We start from the raw sequence: 20,104 nt of genomic DNA on the forward strand, positions 1-20,104 counted from the left end.
CTATTCAATGTAGGTAAACGGACTGGAGTTCATTAACACACGGCCGAGTGCCGAACCGCCGTGAACTTTCAAAAGAGGGACCAGCACCGCAAGGTCTTCTTCTGTTGGTGCGCGTCCCCATGCTTGTTGGCAGGCCCACTGAACGGCCGCTTGTTCGGTGGGAAAGTCCAACGCTTTTAGGCGGACTGCAAACTGGTCTGCCATCGCAATCGAAAGTTGGCTGTTCCACTGCGTCAACGCTTGCAACGCTGTGGTCGATTCGTCTCGCATCGGGACGCTAATCGATGGGTCGGCACAGTCCAGCGTGGTCAGCATCGGCTGAGGCTGGGAGCGGACGACAAAGCGGTAAATACTGCGGCGGTGTGACCGCGGGTCCAGCGGGTCATGCAGGTGGTATTCGTAGTGAGGCGAATGTTGAGGTTTCTCGATGACAAAATCTTGGAAACTTGCCCCGCCCCGTTGATCGATCTGTAGAACTCCGGCCAACGCCAACATCGAATCACGCAGCTCTTCGGCACTCAGTCGGCGTCGATGGGCCTGCCAGAGATAACGATTGTCGGCATCCAAGTCGGCGTTGGCTTCGTCAGTGGTGGCCGCCAAGCGATAGGTTTGGCTGGTCACAAGCAAGCGAATGATTGATTTTAAGGAGTGGTTCGGATCATCTCGGAGCGTGGCCGCAAGGAAATCGAGAAGTTCGGGATGCGAGGGCAGCATCCCCATCCTGCCGAAATCGTTCGGAGTCCCCACCAGTGGTTTGCCGAAGGTCCACTGCACCAATCGATTGGCGATCGCACGCCAGGTTAATGGGTTTTCCGGCGAAGTTAGGTACTCTGCAAACGCACCGCGTGCGGCTTGTTCATCCGTAACAGCGATCCCTTGAAACGGCCAGGATGCTTCGCCCCAGAGGATCGGTCCATCAGGGTGCATCAGGTCTCCAGGGGAACCAATGTCGCCGCGATGCAATAAGTGGATTGCGCGAGGGGCACCACCGGTCGATCGAAATTGTCCGGCAGGCGAAAATTGAGTGGAAGCTGCGTAGACAAATTCGCCTTCTGGAAACTGTCCGATTTTTGCTTCTAACGTTTTGGCCTGTTTTTGAATTTCTGTTTGCCGGAGTTCCGCTTGAGGATCGCGGACCTGTTGGACGAATTGGTCGCGTTGCTCGAGCAACCGCCAAAGTTCTTGCTGGGCCGAAGCGTCTCGCAGTTCTTGGTAGTAGATCCCATCCACCAAATTGATTTGCCGCCAGCGTTCCCCCGATTCAATCGAATCGAGTGCCGTGATCGAAGGAGCCGTGGGTAGCTTTTGATCGTCGGTTCCGCCGGACGTTTTGACGTCGCGGTCGATATCGAACTCCAGTTCGGCAAGGGCGAAGATGAAGTCGTTTTTTCGTTCTGCAAGTTTCGTGGCGGTCACTCGCAGGTAACGGACGGGGACTCCCTCGCCGGCAATTTCAACAGGCTTCAATCCAGGGTTCGGCTGGTCGGATGTGGAGGCGTCGTGAAGGAGGCGGACGGTCGCATCCTGAAACAGTGGATCTTGGGAGCCTTCGACGCGATAGCGGATCGGGAATCCGAAGCCGCCTCCGATCTGGTTGTAATTGTCAAATGCGGCACGCAATCGAATTTTGTCGATTGAAACCACGTCGCCAAAATCGATTTGGATCCATTTTGCCTCGGCGTTCGATTTCGAAACCTGACTGTGGTACCCATGCTGTGCGGGTGGTTGCTGACCGAATTGGTCTCGCAGGGCTTTGATTTTTGGATCTAGATCGGCAACCAAGGGGGCCAGTCGAGACTTCGCTTCCGCCGCCAAGCGATTCGATTCCGATTTCAATGCGGCCAGTTCTGCGACCAACGAATCCCTTTCCTGAAGCTGGTCGGGGGAAAGTCCCGTGTACAAGCGATCGGCTCGATCGACCGCTGCAAAAATCGCATGCCCTTCGTAGTAATCCTGCATCGATAGCGGATCAAATTTATGATTGTGGCATTGGGCACATTGGATGGTCGTGCTCATGAAGACATTGAAGCAGGCCGCCAGCATTTCGTCTCGATCTAGATGCTTGGCGATCCGCCCGTCCTGTTTCCCTTCACCGACTTCGACGTGACCAATAAAATCCCAAGGTCCCGCCGCCAAAAAACCAAGGCCGACAATTCCGTCAGGCGTTCCTGGGAACAGAACGTCGCCGGCAACCTGTTCTTGGACAAAACGCGAATAGGGTTTGTCGGCGTTGAAACTGGCAATCACGTAGTCGCGATACGGCCAGGCGTTGGTCCGGAGTTTATCTTTGTCGTACCCATGGGTTTCTGCGTATCGAGCCAGATCCAGCCAATGATGTGCAAATTTCTCCCCGAAATTATCCGACGCTAACAGGCGATCGACCAATGTCAGCCAAGCGGCTTCGGGATCTGTCTTGCTCTCCTGTAAGAATGCAGCCACTTCATCGCCCGTCGGTGGCAATCCGGTTAAGTCGTAATAGATTCGCCGTACCAAATTCTCAGGAGAGGCTGTTTGCACAGGAGACAGCCCCTGTTTGGTGTAACCCGCCTGCACGAAATTATCGACTGGATGAGTGGTTTGGTTGCCTGCCGGCAAAGCGGGACGGGTCAAAGGTTTCAAGGACCACCAATCCAAATCGCTCACAACCGGATCGGTCAGGACAACGTCTGACGGCCAGGTCGCTCCTTCCTCGATCCACTGAGCAAGGGTTTTTATCTGTTCGCCGGTCAGGGGGCGTTCATCCTTCGGCATTTCCGCTCGTGCGCCGTGGGGAGTGACAAGCGAAATTAAATCACTTTCATCCGGCGAACCTGGCTGGACGTAACCACCGTCGACAAGGTCCTGTGAAGTTGCCAGCGACAGGCCTCCCTCTGTAACCGAATCATTGTGGCACTGCAGACATCGGTTCTGAAGTAGCGGAGCAACTGATTCCAAGAAAGAAACTTTTTGAGCATGCGACTGCTCTGGCAACGTCAACACACAGCAAATCGTAAGCAGTCCGACGGTCGACCATCGGTAGCGTGATAGATGCACAAGGCGTTCCTTGCAAGCTGGTGGGTGGGGTGGGTAGGCCCAACCTAGTATAGCAGAAACGAATCTCGGTCTGGCGCGAATGTCTTGTCGAAGGTATTGGCGGATCCGAAAGAAGGGATCACGCACAATCCTGCAAAGAGAATGGCCTTAGAATCGGGGAATGAACCACGGAGGGGCTGCCGGTCAGTCCACGCTCTGGCGAAGTGTCGTTGCGTGAGTTGAAACCAAACCGGAAACCGTCACTGATTGCTTGCACGTCCCTGGCAACGAAAACCGCGGAAAGCGCCCATTGCGTTGTTTCAATCGGGAATCGGAACTTCGCGTTTTCGTTCATTCCATAAAAAACGACGGTAACGTTGATTACCGTCGTTTTTGTAAATGGAAACTAAATTCGATCGATGTCGAACTCGCGTTACGCGGCTCGTCGTTGATCGTGGATTCGGCGACTTGTGGCGGCGATCGATTCCTTTGGAGTGGCAAATGGACCGACTGAATCGGGCGTTTGGTCCGCCGTCCATTGACGGGCATCGATTGCAGCCAAAACGGCGGTGGCGGTTTGGACCGCTCGAGCGCCTGCCAATCCGCTTACCGTGGGCGTGGCCCCGGTGTCGCAGCAGATTACAAAGTCGTGCAATTCGTCTAGGATCGCGTTTCGTGGGACGATTTCCGGAGTCTCTACCGGCAACCATTCGCTGAACAATTGATCGCTGAATCCCATTGGGTTGTCGGTTTCTTCAGACAATTGGAATTCGCGAGAGAGGATCGCTGGGTTTGGCCGGAGCGTTGTCAGCGAACCGCCAAAGTCGATTGCGGTGAACCCTGATTCGCTGAAGACCTGCATGTCTCGGGATGGGGTGGGGCTGACGCGTGAAGCTTTTAGGTTTGCAACCAATCCGCATTCAAAAGTCAGTCGCGCTTCGGCAAGGTCTTCATGGTCCGATACCATGGAAATTCCGCTTGCGTGAACGGAGCGAAGAGGGGCGTCGGTCAGAGACAAAACCAAGTCGATGTCATGGATCATCAAATCCATCACGACGCCAACATCTAAGCAGCGTCCAGGGAAACGGCTTGCTCGAACCGCTTCGATGTATTTGGGCTTTTGAAGAATTTCTTGAGCGGCAGTCCAAACCGGATTGAACCGTTCGACATGGCCTACCTGCAAGGTGCATCGATTTTCTCGAGCAAGCTGCACCAGTTCAAAGGCATCCTCTGTTCCGGTCGTCAACGGTTTCTCGACCAACAGATGTTTTCCGGCTCGCAGAAGCTTTGCGGCGGTCGCTGCGTGGTAGGGAGTTGGCGAAGCAATGATCGCGGCATCGAAATCGGAGAGGATCGCATCGACGTCGGCAGCAACCGAAACGTCCAGTTGTTCCGCCGCGGTTTGGCGAGCCGATTCCGAAGGGTCGACGACGGCAACCAATTCCGCGCCATCCACTTGGCGGATTAAGCGAGCATGGATTTTGCCAAGATGTCCTGCGCCGATAACCGCGATGCGTTGTGTCACGCTGCTCTCCTACGATCGCGGCCACGTCCATGACGTCCACCGCGTGAGTGATCAAGAAAATCGAAGACATGTTTTAGGACCGGCCGAATGGGACCTGTGCTAAGCAGTAGTTCGGCGGCTTGTTCTTTACCAACTTTGGATCGGTAAAGCAGTTTGAAGGCGTTTTGGAGGACTTTGATATCCTCGGCCGAGAAATTGTTTCGTTTGAGTGCCACGATATTCACACATCGTGGGTGCGCCGGTCCGCCTTCGGCCAGCATGTAGGGAGGCACATCGTGGAGGACTCGGGACATCGCACCGACGAAGCAGAACGATCCGATCGACGCGAACTGGGAAACGCCAACGCCGCCGCTGATGGTGACATCGTCGTGGATGTGCGAATGCCCACCCAGCATGACGTTGTTTGCCATCACGACACGGTCGCCAACGCTACAGTCGTGCGCGACGTGAGAACCAGCCATCAAGAAGCAGTTGTTGCCAACCTGCGTGATGCCCTGCTCTTTGGTCGTCGCTCGGTTTACGGTTACCGATTCGCGGAAAATATTCTTGTTACCGATCAGAACCTTTGTGGGTTCCCCTCGGTAGCTAAGGTCCTGTGGCGCTTCACCGATCACCGCACCTTGGAAGAATTGATTGTCTTCCCCGATGGTGGTGTTGCCGGTAATCGTTACATGGTTCGCCAGAACGCATCCGCGGCCCAGTTTGACGTTAGGCCCGATCACACAGTAATGGCCGATCTCAACCCCCGGATGAATTTCGGCCCGCGGGTCGACAGCGGCAGTTGCGGCAATGTTGACGCTCATAAATGCAAATCCTTTTGCAAAACTCTCGCTGTCTATCCGCATTCCAGTTGCAGATAGTGCCAGTCGTCTGATCTCGACAAATTAAGCGGCTCGAGAGTTGCCAATTTCAAGGCTAGTCTCGGCCAACTTCAGTAGTTTACTTGCTAGTTTGGCGTTCAGGGAATGTCCGCCGCGGTGGGATACGAAGGTTCCAATCACATCGCATCCTACCAGTGCTAGGTCACCAACCATATCCAATAGTTTGTGTCTGGCACACTCATCTTTGAACCTTAACAAATTGTCGACAGGTCCGTCATCATCAAAGACTAATAAATCTTTGTTCGTTACATGTTTCGCAACACCCGCTTCGCGTAACTGCTCAGCCTGGTCGGCGGTCACAAACGTTCTCGCCGGAGCAACTTCGCGGCAGAATGAATCGACTCGCAAAGTGGTCCGGTAAGTCTGTGGGCGGATCGGGCATTCAGGGCCGTAATCCAACTGGTATTCGTAATGTGCGTTATTGTCTGGCGAAGGGGATACTTCGATCCAGCTGGCGGCGTTGCCAACGCGAACCGTTCGGTCCACGACCAACTGTGGCCGAGCAGCGGCTTGGATCACCAAGCCGGCGGAGCGTAGTGCATCGACATACGCTGCAGCGGAGCCATCCAGTCCGGGCAATTCTTCTGCGTCTATTTCGATAATGCAGTTGTCAATTTCAAGGGCGTACAGGGCGGCCATCAAATGTTCCACCATTTGAAAGCAGGCGGTCCCTTCCGATAGGGTGGTTCGAAGTTCTTGATTTTGACGTGTCAGTACGTTCGCTTCCAGGATCGGAGCACCTTCTAGGTCGGTGCGAACCATCCGGATACCTGTCCCGAGGGATGCGGGCAGCATTCGCACGCAAACCGGGATTCCACTCCAGTACCCGAGGCCTTGGACTTGGCAATCATGCGCGATTGTGTGTTCGTTTCGTTGTCGCATGGTCTTCGGCCTCCTTGCCGAAAAAATTGATTGCGTCAATCCGCAATCGGCCAGCCGGCACAATGCCGACCGGCAAAACTAGTAATCCTCGAGGACTACTAACGTTTGTTAGCTACTCGCGAATTCAGATACTGCATGACCAAGTCGGTCATGTCCAACGAAGGTTCGTGGTAGACGATGTTTTTCATCACGCCACGGATAACCGATTCGCCTTTGGCCATGTCCATTTCTTCGCTGTTGTAACGCAAGACCAAGTTGATCTTGTTGTAGCTGGCCAAGTATTTGACCGCTTCAGCGATGCTCTGGTAATTTTCAAAGTAGATCCGTGCTTCGGCATCGGACAGTTCTTTACGTTTGCGAGCCATTTCTAGACGAAGCTTCGATTCCATCTCGGCGACTTTTTCTTCCTGAGCGGTGTACTCAGGGGAGCCCACGTTGTTGACCTTCAGTTTTTCAACTTCAGCCTTCAGGGCGTCGCGTTTGCCCGCGAGGGTTGCATCGTAAGTCTTCAGTTCATTTTCAACGGCTTCCACTTGGCTTTTGATCGCCGGGGATTCTTTGAAAATTCGTGCGACATCTACGACGGCAACACGATGGCCGCCGGTAGTTGCTGCGGCTGCTGCGGGGGCCTGAGCCTGGGCAGTGACCGGGGCCACTGCTCCAATCGCCAAACAACTTAAAACAAAAGCTACTGATTTCGAGATTCGCACGTCCGCTCTCCTTGCAATTTGATAGTGCGTTTTTTTGTGCCGTCGGCGACCGATCCGTCGGCCACGATCGACCAATATTGGTCGGGCAATGACCGCCGGGGTCCTTGCACGCGCGGCTTATTCTGCAGATAGTCCGCTGTCAGGTAAATAGTAATTTTTTTATTCGCGTTGACCAAGTAAAACACGGAACTTTTGGACGTCTGCCCCTCGTTTGACTGCGACCGTCATCAGGTCTGCAGGATTTTTATTGCGTAGGGCCGCCAATATTTCGTCGGAATGCTTGATCGGTTTTCCATCCATCTGCGTCACAATGTCTCCACTTCTTAGCCCGGCTCGTTCCGCGGGACTGGAAGGGGCCACTTCCGCGATGCGAACGAAGTTGTCTCCGTTTTGCATGCGAATACCAAGATGAACTGTCAATTGACGGGTAATCTTGGCCCCAGGCTCGGTCGATTGGTAGGTCGGACGAGTTCCAGTTGCGAGGAATTTAGCAGTGCTAAGTACTGTATCGGTTATTCGGACTAGTCCGCCAAAATCGATTTTGTCGAAATCGTCAGAAGGACGGTGATAATCGTTGTGCAGCCCCGTAAAGTAGAACAAAACCGGGATTTTTGCCTGATAAAAAGATGAGTGGTCACTGGGACCGTATCCGCTAGCAACTCGGGTCAGGTTGAATTGCGATTTCTCATTGATCCGGTCCAGCAAACCGTCGAATTCCATGGCGGTTCCGGTTCCATAGACGGTGACTTCATTGTCTTTTAGCCGGCCGACCATGTCTAAATTGATCATTGCGACGGTATCTTGCAAAGGGAAAACCGGGTTTGCAATATAGAACTTACTTCCTAGCAGTCCTCGCTCTTCACCGCTAAAGGCAATGAACAGAATCCTGCGGTGGGATTCGGACTCGGCGAACTCCGCCCGCATACGGCGGGCGACTTCCAGTAGCGTTACGGTTCCACTGCCGTTGTCGTCGGCTCCGTTGTGGACGGCGATCGTCCCCGGCGCAAGTGAGCCATTGCCGCCCATTCCCACGTGGTCATAGTGAGCTCCGATCACAACCGTTTCGTTGGCCAGAGGGCCGCGGCCTGGCAGCGTGGCCAACACATTGGACGTCGTGATTTTAGAGTCGCGAATCTCGGTTTTTACTTTTAGTTCTAAGTCGGGTATTTCGCGGCTTTGTGGCTGATGAGTCGAACCGATCTCTTGTTCGATGGTTTCCAGATCGGATCCGAGCGATTCCTTTAGCATCTGGCTAGCGGCTTTTCGCGAGAAACTGATGACGGGGGCCGAAACCGGATCTTTCAGGCCTCCCGCCTCTCCGACCTGTAGCAAAGCGTTTTCCGCCAAAGCGAGTTCCGTTTCCAGCTGTTTGATCTGCTTGACCGACACCTCTCTGGTCTCCTGTAGTCTGGAGATCACCTTGGTGAGACCTGCAGGGGCATCGGCGATATTTTTGTCGATCGTATCGATCCGTTCCTGTTCGGCCGCGACCCGCTGTTGAAGCCGCCGTCGTTGGGCGGCACCGGATGCGGGATCATTGACGATCAGGACGCCGGCAGCGCCGCGCTGGACGGCAGCTTGAACTTTGGTGGAAAAGTAGGTGTGGCGAGCGTTCTGCTTCGCATCAAACGGTCCCTTTTTATCGGGGGTGGTCGGGGCTTTGCGAATCAACATGACGATCGCCCCTTCGATGTCGACACCGGCGAAATCGTCGTAGTTCAATTCGGGGGCGGAGATTCCGTAGCCCACAAAAACCAAGCGGCCGTTAGCTTCGCCGGAAGCGCCCAAAGCAAGCGGACGCATTCCGACGTCCAAGGCGTATCGCTGGGGGGGACCTTTCGAGTCGGTTACCAGTACATAGTTGTTCGCTTCGTCGGTCGCTTCAGCGCCCAGTTCGATCTGGAATGGCTGAAAGGGCTGCCCGTCGATCAGGTCCGTCTTCAGACCCGCATCCCGAAACACGTTGGCAATGTATTCCGCTGCCTGGTCAAGCCCGGGGGTTCCAGGACCGCGTCCGGTTCTTTCGTCGTCCGCCAAATAGAACATGTCGGTCTGCAGGCGAGAGAACGCATCGCCATCCGTCAGCGGGCTGATGTCCGCAGCGGGGGCAGCGATTTCAGGGGCATCAACCGCTTGAGAATATCCAAGCGTTGGTCCCCCGAGGATTACAATGAACCCCGCAAAAAAGCCTAATGGCGTCGCGCTGAAGCGACTGACAGTGCGGATAGATTGTCCAGTAAAGAGCACAACATGTACCTTCGGGCGTAGTGACGAGGGGGGAAGTAGCCTGCTAGTTCCATAAGATAACGAACTTTGCATTGCCGGGGGCCTTTGCAGACGGCGGACGATTAGGCCCCATAGGTGAAGGATCGATCACTCGACGGTATCATGTGCGGACTGAATGGATCTTCACCCTGCCGCTCCTTTGATTCCCCTTCAATTTTCATGGCTTCTTTGTTTGTCATTCGCGGTCGCGACCAAGGACGCCATTTCCCGTTGGAAATGGGTAGGATTACGATCGGTCGTGATCCTACAAACGCAATTCAGTTGCTGGACAGTGAAGTTTCCCGAGAGCATGCGGCGATCCGATCGGAAAACGGGATCGATTTTTCGATCGCAGACCTAAGCAGCAGCAATGGTTCTGAAGTGAACGGTGGGCGGATCACGGAACAGACCCTGCAAAGTGGTGACCGGATTCTGATCGGGCAAACCTTGATGATCTTCACCGGATCCAGTCGCCCCGCTTCACTGGAGGCTGCGCATAGTGTCGATATTGTCCAGCAAGCCTCGTTTGCGGAAGCTTCGCAGATTGTTTCGTCCGCCGAACTTTCTTCAAGCAATGCCAGCGGAGATTCGTCGCTGGAGGTGATGTACCTGACCGCTTTGGCAGTTGGCCGGACGACCGAGATTCCAGAATTGCTTGATCGCGTGCTGCATCTGGTTTTTGACTGGGTGGTGGCGGACCGAGGCTGCGTGATGTTGCTGGACAGCGAGACCGGCGAATTGCGGCCAGCCGCTAGGTGCGACCGCAACGACAAGAAGGCGACCGAGCCGATATCGATCAGCCGCACCATTTTAGATTACGTCATGGAGCACAAGGAAGCGATCCGGACCAGTGACGCGACCGACGACCAACGCTGGAATGCGGCTCAGTCGATTGTGCAAGCCGGGATTCGTGAGGCGCTTTGTGTTCCGCTGCAGGGGCGTTACGGCATTGTTGGAGCGTTGTACGTTGATACCTACACCTCGCCTGGCAATTTTGTTGCGGGCGGACAGATCGGCCGATTTAATGACGATCAATTGCGGTTGTTGACCGCGATCGGGTACCAGGCCGCACTGGCGATCGAGGACACCTTCTATTACTCGGCCATGATGCAAAGCGAACGGCTGGCCGTGATGGGGCAAACGATCGCCAATCTATCGCACCACATCAAGAACATTCTGCAGGGGATTCGAGGGGGAGGGTATCTGATCGATACCGGCCTGAAACGCGAAGACAACGATGCGGTCCGCCGCGGTTGGGGAATGGTCGAAAAGAACCAGGAGCGGATTTCGAATCTGGTGATGGACATGCTGACGTTCAGCAAAGAACGCCAGCCCGAAAGAGTGTTGGCGGACCTGAATGAAACGGTCTGCGATGTGGTTGAATTGATGCTGGTACGCGCAGCCGAATGCCGTTGCGATCTGAAAACGGATCTGCAGGATGACATGCCGCTCGCTTTCTTTGATCCCGAGGCGATTCACCGGGCGTTGCTGAACCTGGTAACCAACGCCATCGACGCGGCGTCGGAAATGGAACAGCCAGAGGTCTGCGTCAGGACGCTCCGGACGGCGGATCAGGGGTGTGCAATTGAAGTCGCCGACAATGGCCCCGGTATCCCTGTTGAACAGCGAGCGAATATCTTTTCACCGTTCGAATCGGGAAAAGGGGCTCGAGGGACAGGCTTAGGGCTGCCGGTTTGCAAAAAAATCATCGAGGAGCACAAAGGCGAGCTGGAAATTGAAGACGTCGCCAGCGGTGGGACGCTGTTTCGCATCCAGTTGCCGCCGCCACCCGAACTGAGCGAAGAACGAGAAGGCGGCACCAAAGGGGACGATCCGGCGGACGATTCCCATTTCGGATCGCATGACACAATCGCATAGGGCCGGACGGCTACAATCTTTGTCCGCTTTGGATTAAATCAGCGGAACGGATTGTGCCGTTCCGCTGATCGCTGCAGGCGCTTAAATGTCTAACAGCCTTGCGGAACCTTATTCGTCCTTGCTCTCTTTGTCTGCGGTGAAGGTGTACTCGCCATCCTTGTAGTCGATGACGACCGTGTCCCCTTCATCGAAGGTCTCACGAAGCAATGCGGTTGCTAGTCGGTTCTCGACTTCTTTCTGAATGACCCGCTTTAATGGGCGTGCTCCGTATGCGGGGTCGAAACCTTCATCGGCAATCTGTTGGATCGCCTTGTCGGTCACCCTCAATCCCAGTCCGGAAGCGGAAAGCCGTCCCGTCAGATGCTTCAGTTGGATTTCGACGATATCGCGGATCTGTTCCCTACGCAGCGGTTCGAAGACAACCGTCTCGTCGATTCGATTCAAAAATTCCGGCAAGAATCGAGCCTTCAGCGGTTCTGCGACCGCTTCTAACAGTTCTTCCCTTGAACCACCTTCGTCGGTGACTCGCTGGATCGCTTGGCTGCCAACATTGCTGGTCATCACGATGACGGTGTTACTGAAGTCGATTGTCCGACCCTGTCCGTCGGTTAGGCGACCATCATCCAGGACTTGCAGAAGGATGTTGAAGACATCTGGATGCGCCTTCTCCATTTCATCAAGCAAGACCACGCAGTAAGGGCGTCGACGTACCAATTCCGTCAGTTTGCCACCTTCTTCGTAGCCAACGTATCCCGGAGGGGCACCGATCAGCCGGGAAACGCTGTGCCGTTCCATGAATTCGCTCATGTCAATTCGAACCATTGCGGCTTCGTCATCGAACATGATCTCGGCAAGCGCTTTACAGACTTCCGTTTTACCAACCCCTGTTGGGCCTAGGAATAAAAAGGAACCGATCGGTCGATGCGGGTCTTGCAGGCCGCTGCGACTACGACGGACCGCGTTGGCGATTGCGGTGACCGCTTCGTCCTGCCCGACAACGCGTTGATGCAACCGCTCTTCCATAACCAATAGCCTGGCACGTTCGGTTTCCATCATGCGACTCACGGGGACTCCGGTCCAAGCACCGACGACCTCGGCGATCTCTTCATCGGTTACCTCTTTGCGAAGCAGTCGACGATGGTCTCCCAGTTCGTCGTCGGTATCGGACGATTCCGCGGGTTCCTGTTTGGCTTGATCTTCGATCGCTTCCAACCGCTCGTTAAGGTTGCGGCGTTTCTGGTCCATTTCAAACAGTTCTTGGTACTCACTTTCGGCAACCGGTTGGCCGGCGGCTTGTCGTTGCCGCAGTTCGGTTTCTCGGGTGCGAAAATTATGTTCGACCTGTTCCAGTTCTTGGCGAACGGACTGGACATCGTCCAGACCCATTTTCTCGGCCTCCCACTGTTCGCGGAGGCTCGCCAAACGTTTGCGAAGGTCTTCCATTTCGGCATGGACGGCTTCGCGACGTGTGGCTGCCGACGCATCCGGTTCGTCTGCCAGCTGACGATCGGCCAATTCCAATTGCTGCAAGCGTCGCTGAAGTTGATCGATCGGTTCCGGCACGCTTTCCTTTTCCATCGCCACGCGACTTGCGGCTTCATCGACCAAGTCGATCGCCTTGTCGGGCAGGAAGCGGTCGGTGATGTAACGCTGTGACAGTTGAGCCGCAGCGACGATCGCGCTGTCGGTGATCCGCACACCATGATGGGCTTCGTAACGAGGTTTTAGGCCGCGTAAAATCGCGATCGTGTCCTCGACGTTTGGTTCGGGGACAAAAACCGGTTGAAAGCGACGTGCAAGTGCAGCGTCTTTTTCAATGTTCTTGCGATATTCGTCCAGAGTTGTCGCTCCGATGCAGCGGAGCGATCCGCGGGCGAGTTCTGGTTTCAGCAGGTTCGCTGCGTCCGCGGACCCTTCTGCGTTCCCGGCTCCGACGACCAAGTGCAATTCGTCGATGAACAGGATCACCTGGCCCTCGGAGTCTTTGACTTCGCGGATGACCGATTTCAGGCGTTCCTCGAAATCACCGCGGAATTTTGCTCCGGCGACCAAGGAACCCATATCGAGGGCGATCACCCGTTTGTTCTTTAGGCTATTGGGAACGTCTCCTTCGACGATCCGTAGGGCCAAGCCTTCGGCAATCGCTGTTTTACCGACACCCGGTTGCCCGATCAGGACCGGGTTGTTTTTCGAGCGACGTGAAAGCACCTGGATGACGCGACGAATTTCATCATCACGACCGATCACTGGATCCAATTTGCCAGCTTGGGCTAATTTGACCAGGTCGATGCCATATTTATTAAGGGCTTCGTAAGTGTCCTCCGCATTTTGATCGGTCACGCGAGCGGAACCGCGGAGGTCCGCCAGGGCGTTCAGCAATGCTGAACTATCGACGCCGACCAGACGCAAAATGTTTTTCGCCTTGCCATCGACATCACCAATCGCCAGAAGAAGGTGTTCACTACTGACGTATTCGTCCTTCATCTGGGCCGCTTTATCGGCGGCCGCTTCGAGGACTCCGTTTAGGCTTGCTCCGATTTGAGGCGGGCGGCCACCTTTGACGATCGGGAACTTTTTCATCTCGGCGCTAGCCAAAGAAATCAGCTGGTCGACATCGATCTTTGTCCTTGTCAGCAGTGGAACGGCAACGCCATCTTTTTGCTGCAGCAAGGCGTTCAGCAAATGCAAGGGATCGATTTCTGGGTTTCCGTTCCCGGACGCCAGCGACTGTGCGGCAGTCACGGCCTCTTGGGCCTTCACGGTTAATTTGTCGAATTGAAATGCCACGTCAGTCTCCTGGATTATCTTTGGAAGTCTAAATATTTCCGTAAAAAAACCTCGGCTGCATCAAGCTACCGAGGGCGCAATTAAATCGAATCGTCAGCAAGGAGCTTTCGAATTAGCGTTACGACGGTTGTCGTAACGCTGTAGCCATGCAGTGGAGTGGCGGGAGTCGTTTGGTGTTTGACACCGAATCGAAGGTGTCACTCCGCTGCATTGAAATTCGAGCACTCTTTGCGAACGTTTGCGTTTGCAAAAATTTAAAGGTTGTTAGTCTTTCACTTCGAACTCGGCGTCGATTGCATCGTCGTCCGCGTCCGCAGCAGGAGCTCCTCCAGCATCGCCTGCAGGGCTTGCCGAATCGGCTGCACCCTTTTCGTACAGGACCTTGCTGAAAGCTTGGGAAGCGGCTTCAAGTTCGTCCGTTGCCTGTTTAATCACGGCAACGTCTTCTCCATCGGCGGCTTTCTTGACCTTTTCGATCGCTTGTTCCAGCGGAGCTTTGTCGTCATCCGACAATTTCTCGTCGTTGTCTTTCATCAGTTTTTCCAACTGATAGCTCATGTTGCTGGCTTTGTTGCGAGCTTCCGCCAGTTCGAATTGCCGTTTGTCTTCATCGGCATTCGATTCAGCGTCTTTCCGCATCTGTTCAATTTCAGATTCGTCCAATCCAGCCGCTTCGTTCATCGTGACCGAAGCCTCTTTGCCGGAACCCAGTTCCTTCGCTTTGACGTTCAGGATACCGTTTTGGTCGATGTCAAAACTGACTTCGATTTGCGGAGTCCCCCGCGGCGCTGGTGGGATCCCGTCCAGGTTGAACTCTCCAAGCAGGCGGTTAGCGTTTGCCATTTTCCGCTCACCTTGGAAAACGCGAACCGTGACCGCCGCTTGGTTATCTGCAGCGGTGCTGAAGACATTCTTCTTTTCGACAGGGACGGTTGTGTTGCGTTCTACCAACGCGGTCATCACTCCACCCTCGGTTTCGATACCAAGCGTCAGTGGCGTGACATCGAGTAGCAGGACGTCGGTTCGGTCGCCAGCAAGAACACTTCCCTGGATCGCGGCACCAATGGCAACGACTTCGTCCGGGTTAACCCCTTGGTGAGGTTCTTTCTTAAAGATCTCTTTGACGATTTCGCGAACTTTAGGGACGCGGGTACTACCACCAACCAACACGATTTCATCGATTTCGCTTGGCTTCATCCCTGCATCTTCCAGAGCCTGAAGCAGTGGTTTCTTGCAGCGTTGGACCAAACTGTCGATCAGTTCTTCGAACTTCGCACGGGTGACTGACGTTGTCAGGTGCTTTGGTTGCCCTGAAGCGTCCATCGTGATGAAGGGAAGATTGATATCGGTTTGCGGCAGCGTGCTTAGTTCTTTCTTCGCTTTTTCGCATGCTTCCTGCAGACGCTGTAGCGCCATTGGGTCTTTGCGAAGGTCGACGCCACTTTCGGTTTGGAATTGGTCGGCGACGTGGTTGATCAAAGCTTCGTCGAAGTCGTCACCACCGAGGTGAGTGTCGCCCGAGGTGCTGACAACCTGGAAGACTCGGCTGCTTGATTCTTCGTCGCCACTATCGGCAACTTCAAGGACCGAAACGTCGAAGGTTCCGCCACCAAGGTCAAAGACGATGATCTTTTCGTCTTTCTTTTTGTCCAACCCGTAAGCCAAAGCGGCTGCGGTTGGTTCGTTGATGATTCGAGCTACTTCCAGTCCAGCGATCTGACCCGCATCTTTGGTCGCTTGTCGTTGGCTGTCATTGAAGTAAGCAGGGACCGTGATAACGGCTTTGCTGACCTTGTGTCCCAAGTAGGCCTCGGCCGACTCTTTCAGTTTGCGAAGGACCTTCGCAGAAATTTCCTGCGGGGTGTGTTCCTTGTCGCCCACTTTGATTTTGACGTAATCGCCAGCGCCGCCGGTGATTCCATAAGGAACCATCTTTTCTTCGGATTCGACTTCGCTGTGACGGCGACCGATGAATCGTTTCACGCTATAAACGGTTCGAGTTGGATTGGTCACTGCTTGGCGTCGTGCTGGCTCACCGACAATGGTGTCTGCGTTGTCTGTGAACGCGACCACACTTGGGGTCAAGCGGTTGCCTTCGGAGTTGGGAATCACTTTGGGCTCACTTCCCTCCATGACAGCAACAACGCTGTTGGTGGTGCCCAAGTCGATTCCGATGATCTTTTCACCTTGTGCCATAGCTTATTCTCCTATTTGTACCGTGTAGTTAGCTGTCGTTCGGCGGTAGGTTGTAATGTGACGTGCACCAGCAATTCGAAGGGTGGCCGGACTATCCGTTCCCAGTCTCGTGCCTCTTGATTGAAGGTTCTTGAGGGGATGGAAAGGCAACATCCGTGCCATTTGCACTGCCGTGTCGACTGCCTTTGGTTGTAAGTCTTTTGCGGATAACGGGTTGCAGTAAAAACAAAATGCCAAATAATGATTTGCCGAGGATCCGGCCTGCCATAATGTGCCAGATTGGATTTTCTCTCCCTCCCCTGACTTGGGCCCATTTGCCATTATGACAGCACCAGAGAAAGCCGCCTCGGAATCCGAGCTTGTTAACTTGGAACCATTACAAGATTTAGACCGGCAATTGCTTCAGCTGTTGTTGAAGCGATGGCAGTTGGCTCAGTCCTGTTCGGGGACGGCAATCGAATGGATGGGAGCGTCCAATGCATTTTTCCCCACGATTTTAGGGGAAACGGAGCTCCCTGCCGGATTGGAGGAAGAATCGATTGCCGCTTGGCTGAGGCATACCGCAAGTCTTTGCAAGCACCCGGACGTGAATTCTCGAGTCGCTTATCTGGGACCAAAGTTCAGTTACAGCTATTTGGCGACCACCAAATTTTTTGGAGACGCCGCACCGCTTGCACCTGTCGATACCATCGAAGCGGTCTTTGAAGCGGTAGCGTGCGGTGATTGTCACGCTGGCGTTGTCCCGATCGAAAACAGCACCGACGGACGGATCGTTGATACGCTGGGGATGCTTGTTAAACATCGCCTGGGGATTTGCGGTGAAGTCTTGCTGCCGATCCACCACAACCTGCTCTGCTTGGGAGGGCGGGAAACGATTGTTAAGGTCTGCAGTAAGCCTCAGGCGCTCTCGCAGTGCCGGCAGTGGCTTGCCAGGCACCTTCCCCAGGCGGAACTGTCGGCGGTTGCCAGCACCACTGAAGCGGCTCGGATGGCGAGCGAACAGCCGGGCGTCGCGGCCGTTGCCAGTGCCGAAGCCGCTCGGCAATACGGTTTGCAGGTGGTCGATTCCAAGATCGAGGACAACCGGAACAATGTGACGCGTTTTGCGATCCTGGGAACCGCAACCCCCGCTCCGACAGGTCGTGATAAAACGACGATGCTCTTTCAGGTAACGCATAAACCGGGAGCGTTAGCCGATGCGATGGGGATCTTCCGTGATCGAGACCTCAATCTGACTTGGATCGAATCGTTCCCTATCCCAGGGCAGAAGGCAGAGTACTTCTTCTTCGTCGAAGCCGAGGGGCATCGCGATGAACCCAAGATGCGCGACGCGGTGTCAGCGCTCAAGCAGCAGTCGCTTCGCTTGGATGTGCTGGGATCGTATCCCGTCGGAACGATCTCGTAGTCGTCAGCACCAGCGGTTTAGAGATCGTCCGGCGTTACGGGTGGTCTGCGGCCTTCGCCGTCGCCCGCACAGTAACGTCGCCTGCACAGGAACGTCATCCGCACAGTAGCGTCGCCTGCACAGGAACGTCATCCGCACAGGAACCTCGCCTGCTCAGTGACCGTCGCGTAGCCGATAACCAAGGTAGTTATCCAGTTGCGGTTCGTTTTCGATCGCTTGGACCGTTCGCTCGATATCGTATTCGATGCGGCGGAACTGCACGGTGTCTCCATCAAAGATCACGTAGCAGCTGCGCGGATCATGGTCGCGTGGTTGACCGACGCTGCCGACGTTGACCATCGCCTTCTGGGAAGGCGAGAAAGTGAACCCGGTTTCGGGGAGATCTTGGCTGCGTACAAATCGCATGTCGGACGAAAAAACCCCCGGAACATGGGTGTGTCCTTGGAAGCAGATCTGCGGGACTAGGGCGAACAGTTTTTCCATCTTGCGAGGGTTGTTGGCGTCCTCGGGAAAGACGTATTCGGTGGTCGGTCCCCGCGGTGAACCATGCACGAACAGCAGGTTCCCTTCGCGAACAACTCGAGGAAGTTCCAGCAGGAATTCCATTCGTCGCCGCGATGGTTCCGGGCCATCGGGGCCACATTCCATTTGAGATCGAGTCCAGAAGATCGCTTTCTCTGCCGCGGCATTGAAACCCTCGGGGTCAAACAACGCACTGTTGTCGTGGTTGCCGAGGATTGAGAAATCGAATTTCATTGCATGGTCGATACAAGCACAGGGCTCGGGACCATATCCCACGGTATCTCCCAAGCAAACAATTCCATCGACTTGCTGGGTTTCGATATCGGCCAGGACCGCTTCGAGGGCGGCTAGGTTCCCATGGATATCACTGATGATGGCACGTCGAGACACGTTGGCTACCGTCCTTGTTTAATGCGATCACCCAACTGATTCGGCAGATCGATTTCGTTGTAGATCTTGTCGGCCGTAATGTTGAAATCGTAGGGAATTCGCCGGAAGCGAATCATGCGATCGATGGTGTTTACGATCGTGTAGCAGCTAAGCGGATTATCGTCCCGCGGCTGTCCGACACTGCCGACGTTCACCAGTATCTTTTCATCCCCAAGGGGGAATTCGTAGTTGCAGTCTTCGGGGGTCAGGAATTCCGCGTGGGAGGTGAAGACGCCTGGCAGATGGGTGTGCCCCATAAAGCAGTAGCGTTCGACCTTTCCAAACAGGATTTCCAGTTTCCGTTGATCGTAGACATATTCAGGAAAGACGTATTCATTGGTCGGATCACGGGGCGAACCGTGAACGTACATGAATTCACCGTCCGACTTGAAAGTCGGCAGTTCACCAAGGAAATCCCAGCGTCCATTCACTACGTCGCTTGAACCGGGGCCGCGGTCGAGTTGATCTCGCGTCCAGTAGATTGCTTGTAGTGCGACAGGATTGAATCCCTCCGGATCGAACAATGCGGCTTGATCATGGTTTCCAAGAATCGTCACCTGACAATTCTTCATGACCAAATCCAAGCACTCGCAAGGGTTTGGCCCATAGCCAATGATGTCACCTAGACAGTAGATTTCATCTACGTTTTGTTCCTTGATATCCGCCAGCACCGCTTGAAGGGCTTCAAGGTTTCCGTGAATATCGCTGATTAAGGCCCGCTTCACGCTGGTCATCCCCTCCAATATCGGGTTCGTGAGTCGCAACAGCCCTCACCACAAGGACTTCCCAGTCTAACGCTGGCAAAGGAGATTGTAGGGGTAAGCAATTTTTCACAGCAATCCCCCGGACGCAAAGAGATGAAGAAATGACCTGTTGGCAGCTGGCGATCGAAACGAGTGCACGGGTTGGGTCGATTGCACTATTCGCGGATGGGCAGCTCGATCGGCAAATCGAACTGCCTGCGACCGAACGGACGGCGGCCAGCCTAAGTGTGGCAATGGACGCGCTTCTGTGCGTTGTCCGTGACGCGGGCGGACAGTTGGATCTGATTAGTGTGACCGATGGGCCGGGGTCGTTTACAGGGCTGCGGATCGGAGTCACAGCAGCGAAAACGCTTGCTTATGCAGTAAATTGCAAACTAACGGCCGTCGACACCTTGGCCGTCATCGGACAGCAGTGCCTTGACGCAAGTCCTGAGATCGAATTTTTGCAGATTGGCATGAAGGCTTATCGCGGTCAAATCTTCACTCGTACACTCGACCGGAACCAGCCCGACATCGCTGAAACGACGGTGATGGAAGGGACCGCATGGAGCCATTTTGTCGAACGATTGCCCCACCACTGGGGGCTTGGGGGAGATGCGGCTGGGCTGAAAGAATTGAAAATTTCTTCCAAAATATTTTTGGTGGATCCCCAATATTGGCACCCCCAAGCTCAAACGGTCGGTCTGCTTGGGGCGATTCAGGCTGACAAAGGCCATTTTGTCGAACCGCTCGCCTTAATGCCAAGGTACCTCCGCCCCAGCGCCGCCGAAGAAAAGAGCTTACCTTCCACCTCCTAGGTCGAAGGAAAGAAGCCTGGCTTTTCGGAGGAAGAGTGTCGCCATTCGTTC

Annotated in this window: 13 protein-coding genes; 3 read left to right on the forward strand and 10 right to left on the reverse strand. The window is 54.6% G+C overall.

Annotated elements, in window-relative coordinates; all coding sequences use genetic code 11:
* The 6 genes from FF011L_RS09730 to FF011L_RS09755 form a co-directional block, all read right to left on the reverse strand.
* Positions 1–3,033 carry a DUF1549 domain-containing protein gene (locus FF011L_RS09730; protein WP_246109839.1) on the reverse strand — a complete coding sequence of 1,011 codons (3,033 nt, stop codon included), beginning with the start codon at positions 3,031–3,033 and terminating at the stop codon, positions 1–3.
* Between the two features lie 412 nt (positions 3,034–3,445).
* Complete coding sequence (locus FF011L_RS09735) at positions 3,446–4,537, reverse strand: Gfo/Idh/MocA family oxidoreductase (protein ID WP_145351498.1); 1,092 nt, start codon at positions 4,535–4,537, stop codon at positions 3,446–3,448.
* On the reverse strand, positions 4,534–5,340 hold the full coding sequence (lpxA, locus tag FF011L_RS09740; RefSeq protein WP_145351499.1) for an acyl-ACP--UDP-N-acetylglucosamine O-acyltransferase: 807 nt from the start codon (positions 5,338–5,340) through the stop codon (positions 4,534–4,536). The genes FF011L_RS09735 and lpxA overlap by 4 nt, the downstream gene beginning before the upstream one ends.
* Positions 5,341–5,421: 81 nt before the next feature.
* Positions 5,422–6,300 carry a UDP-3-O-acyl-N-acetylglucosamine deacetylase gene (gene lpxC / locus FF011L_RS09745; RefSeq protein ID WP_145351500.1) on the reverse strand — a complete coding sequence of 293 codons (879 nt, stop codon included), beginning with the start codon at positions 6,298–6,300 and terminating at the stop codon, positions 5,422–5,424.
* A gap of 98 nt (positions 6,301–6,398) precedes the next feature.
* A complete protein-coding gene (locus FF011L_RS09750; protein ID WP_246109840.1) occupies positions 6,399–7,010 on the reverse strand; it encodes an OmpH family outer membrane protein in 612 nt (203 codons plus the stop codon).
* Positions 7,011–7,169: 159 nt separating this feature from the next.
* Positions 7,170–9,257 carry a M28 family peptidase gene (locus tag FF011L_RS09755; protein ID WP_218933113.1) on the reverse strand — a complete coding sequence of 696 codons (2,088 nt, stop codon included), beginning with the start codon at positions 9,255–9,257 and terminating at the stop codon, positions 7,170–7,172.
* 198 nt (positions 9,258–9,455) lie between these two features.
* On the opposite strand from FF011L_RS09755, the gene FF011L_RS09760 reads away from it, so the two are divergent.
* Positions 9,456–11,153: an ATP-binding protein gene (locus FF011L_RS09760; protein WP_145351502.1), complete on the forward strand. Its 1,698-nt coding sequence runs from the start codon at positions 9,456–9,458 to the stop codon at positions 11,151–11,153.
* Positions 11,154–11,261: 108 nt separating this feature from the next.
* On the opposite strand, the gene clpB is transcribed toward FF011L_RS09760, so the two are convergent.
* Together clpB and dnaK are read right to left on the reverse strand one after the other, a co-directional pair.
* Positions 11,262–13,940, reverse strand: a complete 2,679-nt coding sequence (gene clpB / locus FF011L_RS09765) for an ATP-dependent chaperone ClpB (protein WP_145351503.1) — start codon at positions 13,938–13,940, stop codon at positions 11,262–11,264.
* Between the two features lie 264 nt (positions 13,941–14,204).
* Positions 14,205–16,136 carry a molecular chaperone DnaK gene (gene dnaK, locus FF011L_RS09770; RefSeq protein ID WP_145351504.1) on the reverse strand — a complete coding sequence of 644 codons (1,932 nt, stop codon included), beginning with the start codon at positions 16,134–16,136 and terminating at the stop codon, positions 14,205–14,207.
* 322 nt (positions 16,137–16,458) lie between these two features.
* Here dnaK and pheA point away from each other — a divergent pair, with 322 nt between their 5' ends.
* Positions 16,459–17,541 carry a prephenate dehydratase gene (gene pheA, locus FF011L_RS09775; protein WP_145351505.1) on the forward strand — a complete coding sequence of 361 codons (1,083 nt, stop codon included), beginning with the start codon at positions 16,459–16,461 and terminating at the stop codon, positions 17,539–17,541.
* Between the two features lie 153 nt (positions 17,542–17,694).
* Here pheA and FF011L_RS09780 read toward each other — a convergent pair whose 3' ends face one another.
* Both FF011L_RS09780 and FF011L_RS09785 read right to left on the reverse strand, forming a co-directional pair.
* Positions 17,695–18,453: a metallophosphoesterase family protein gene (locus tag FF011L_RS09780; RefSeq protein ID WP_145351506.1), complete on the reverse strand. Its 759-nt coding sequence runs from the start codon at positions 18,451–18,453 to the stop codon at positions 17,695–17,697.
* Between the two features lie 5 nt (positions 18,454–18,458).
* Positions 18,459–19,217, reverse strand: coding sequence for a metallophosphoesterase family protein (locus FF011L_RS09785; RefSeq protein ID WP_145355180.1), 759 nt, complete (start codon positions 19,215–19,217; stop codon positions 18,459–18,461).
* Between the two features lie 140 nt (positions 19,218–19,357).
* Between FF011L_RS09785 and tsaB the strand changes: the two genes are divergently transcribed.
* Entirely contained in the window at positions 19,358–20,053 is a 696-nt protein-coding gene (gene tsaB / locus FF011L_RS09790) for a tRNA (adenosine(37)-N6)-threonylcarbamoyltransferase complex dimerization subunit type 1 TsaB (RefSeq protein ID WP_145351507.1), read from the forward strand.
* Positions 20,054–20,104 lie beyond the last annotated feature (51 nt).

This window comes from Roseimaritima multifibrata, from assembly GCF_007741495.1.
GTDB lineage: Bacteria > Planctomycetota > Planctomycetia > Pirellulales > Pirellulaceae > Roseimaritima > Roseimaritima multifibrata.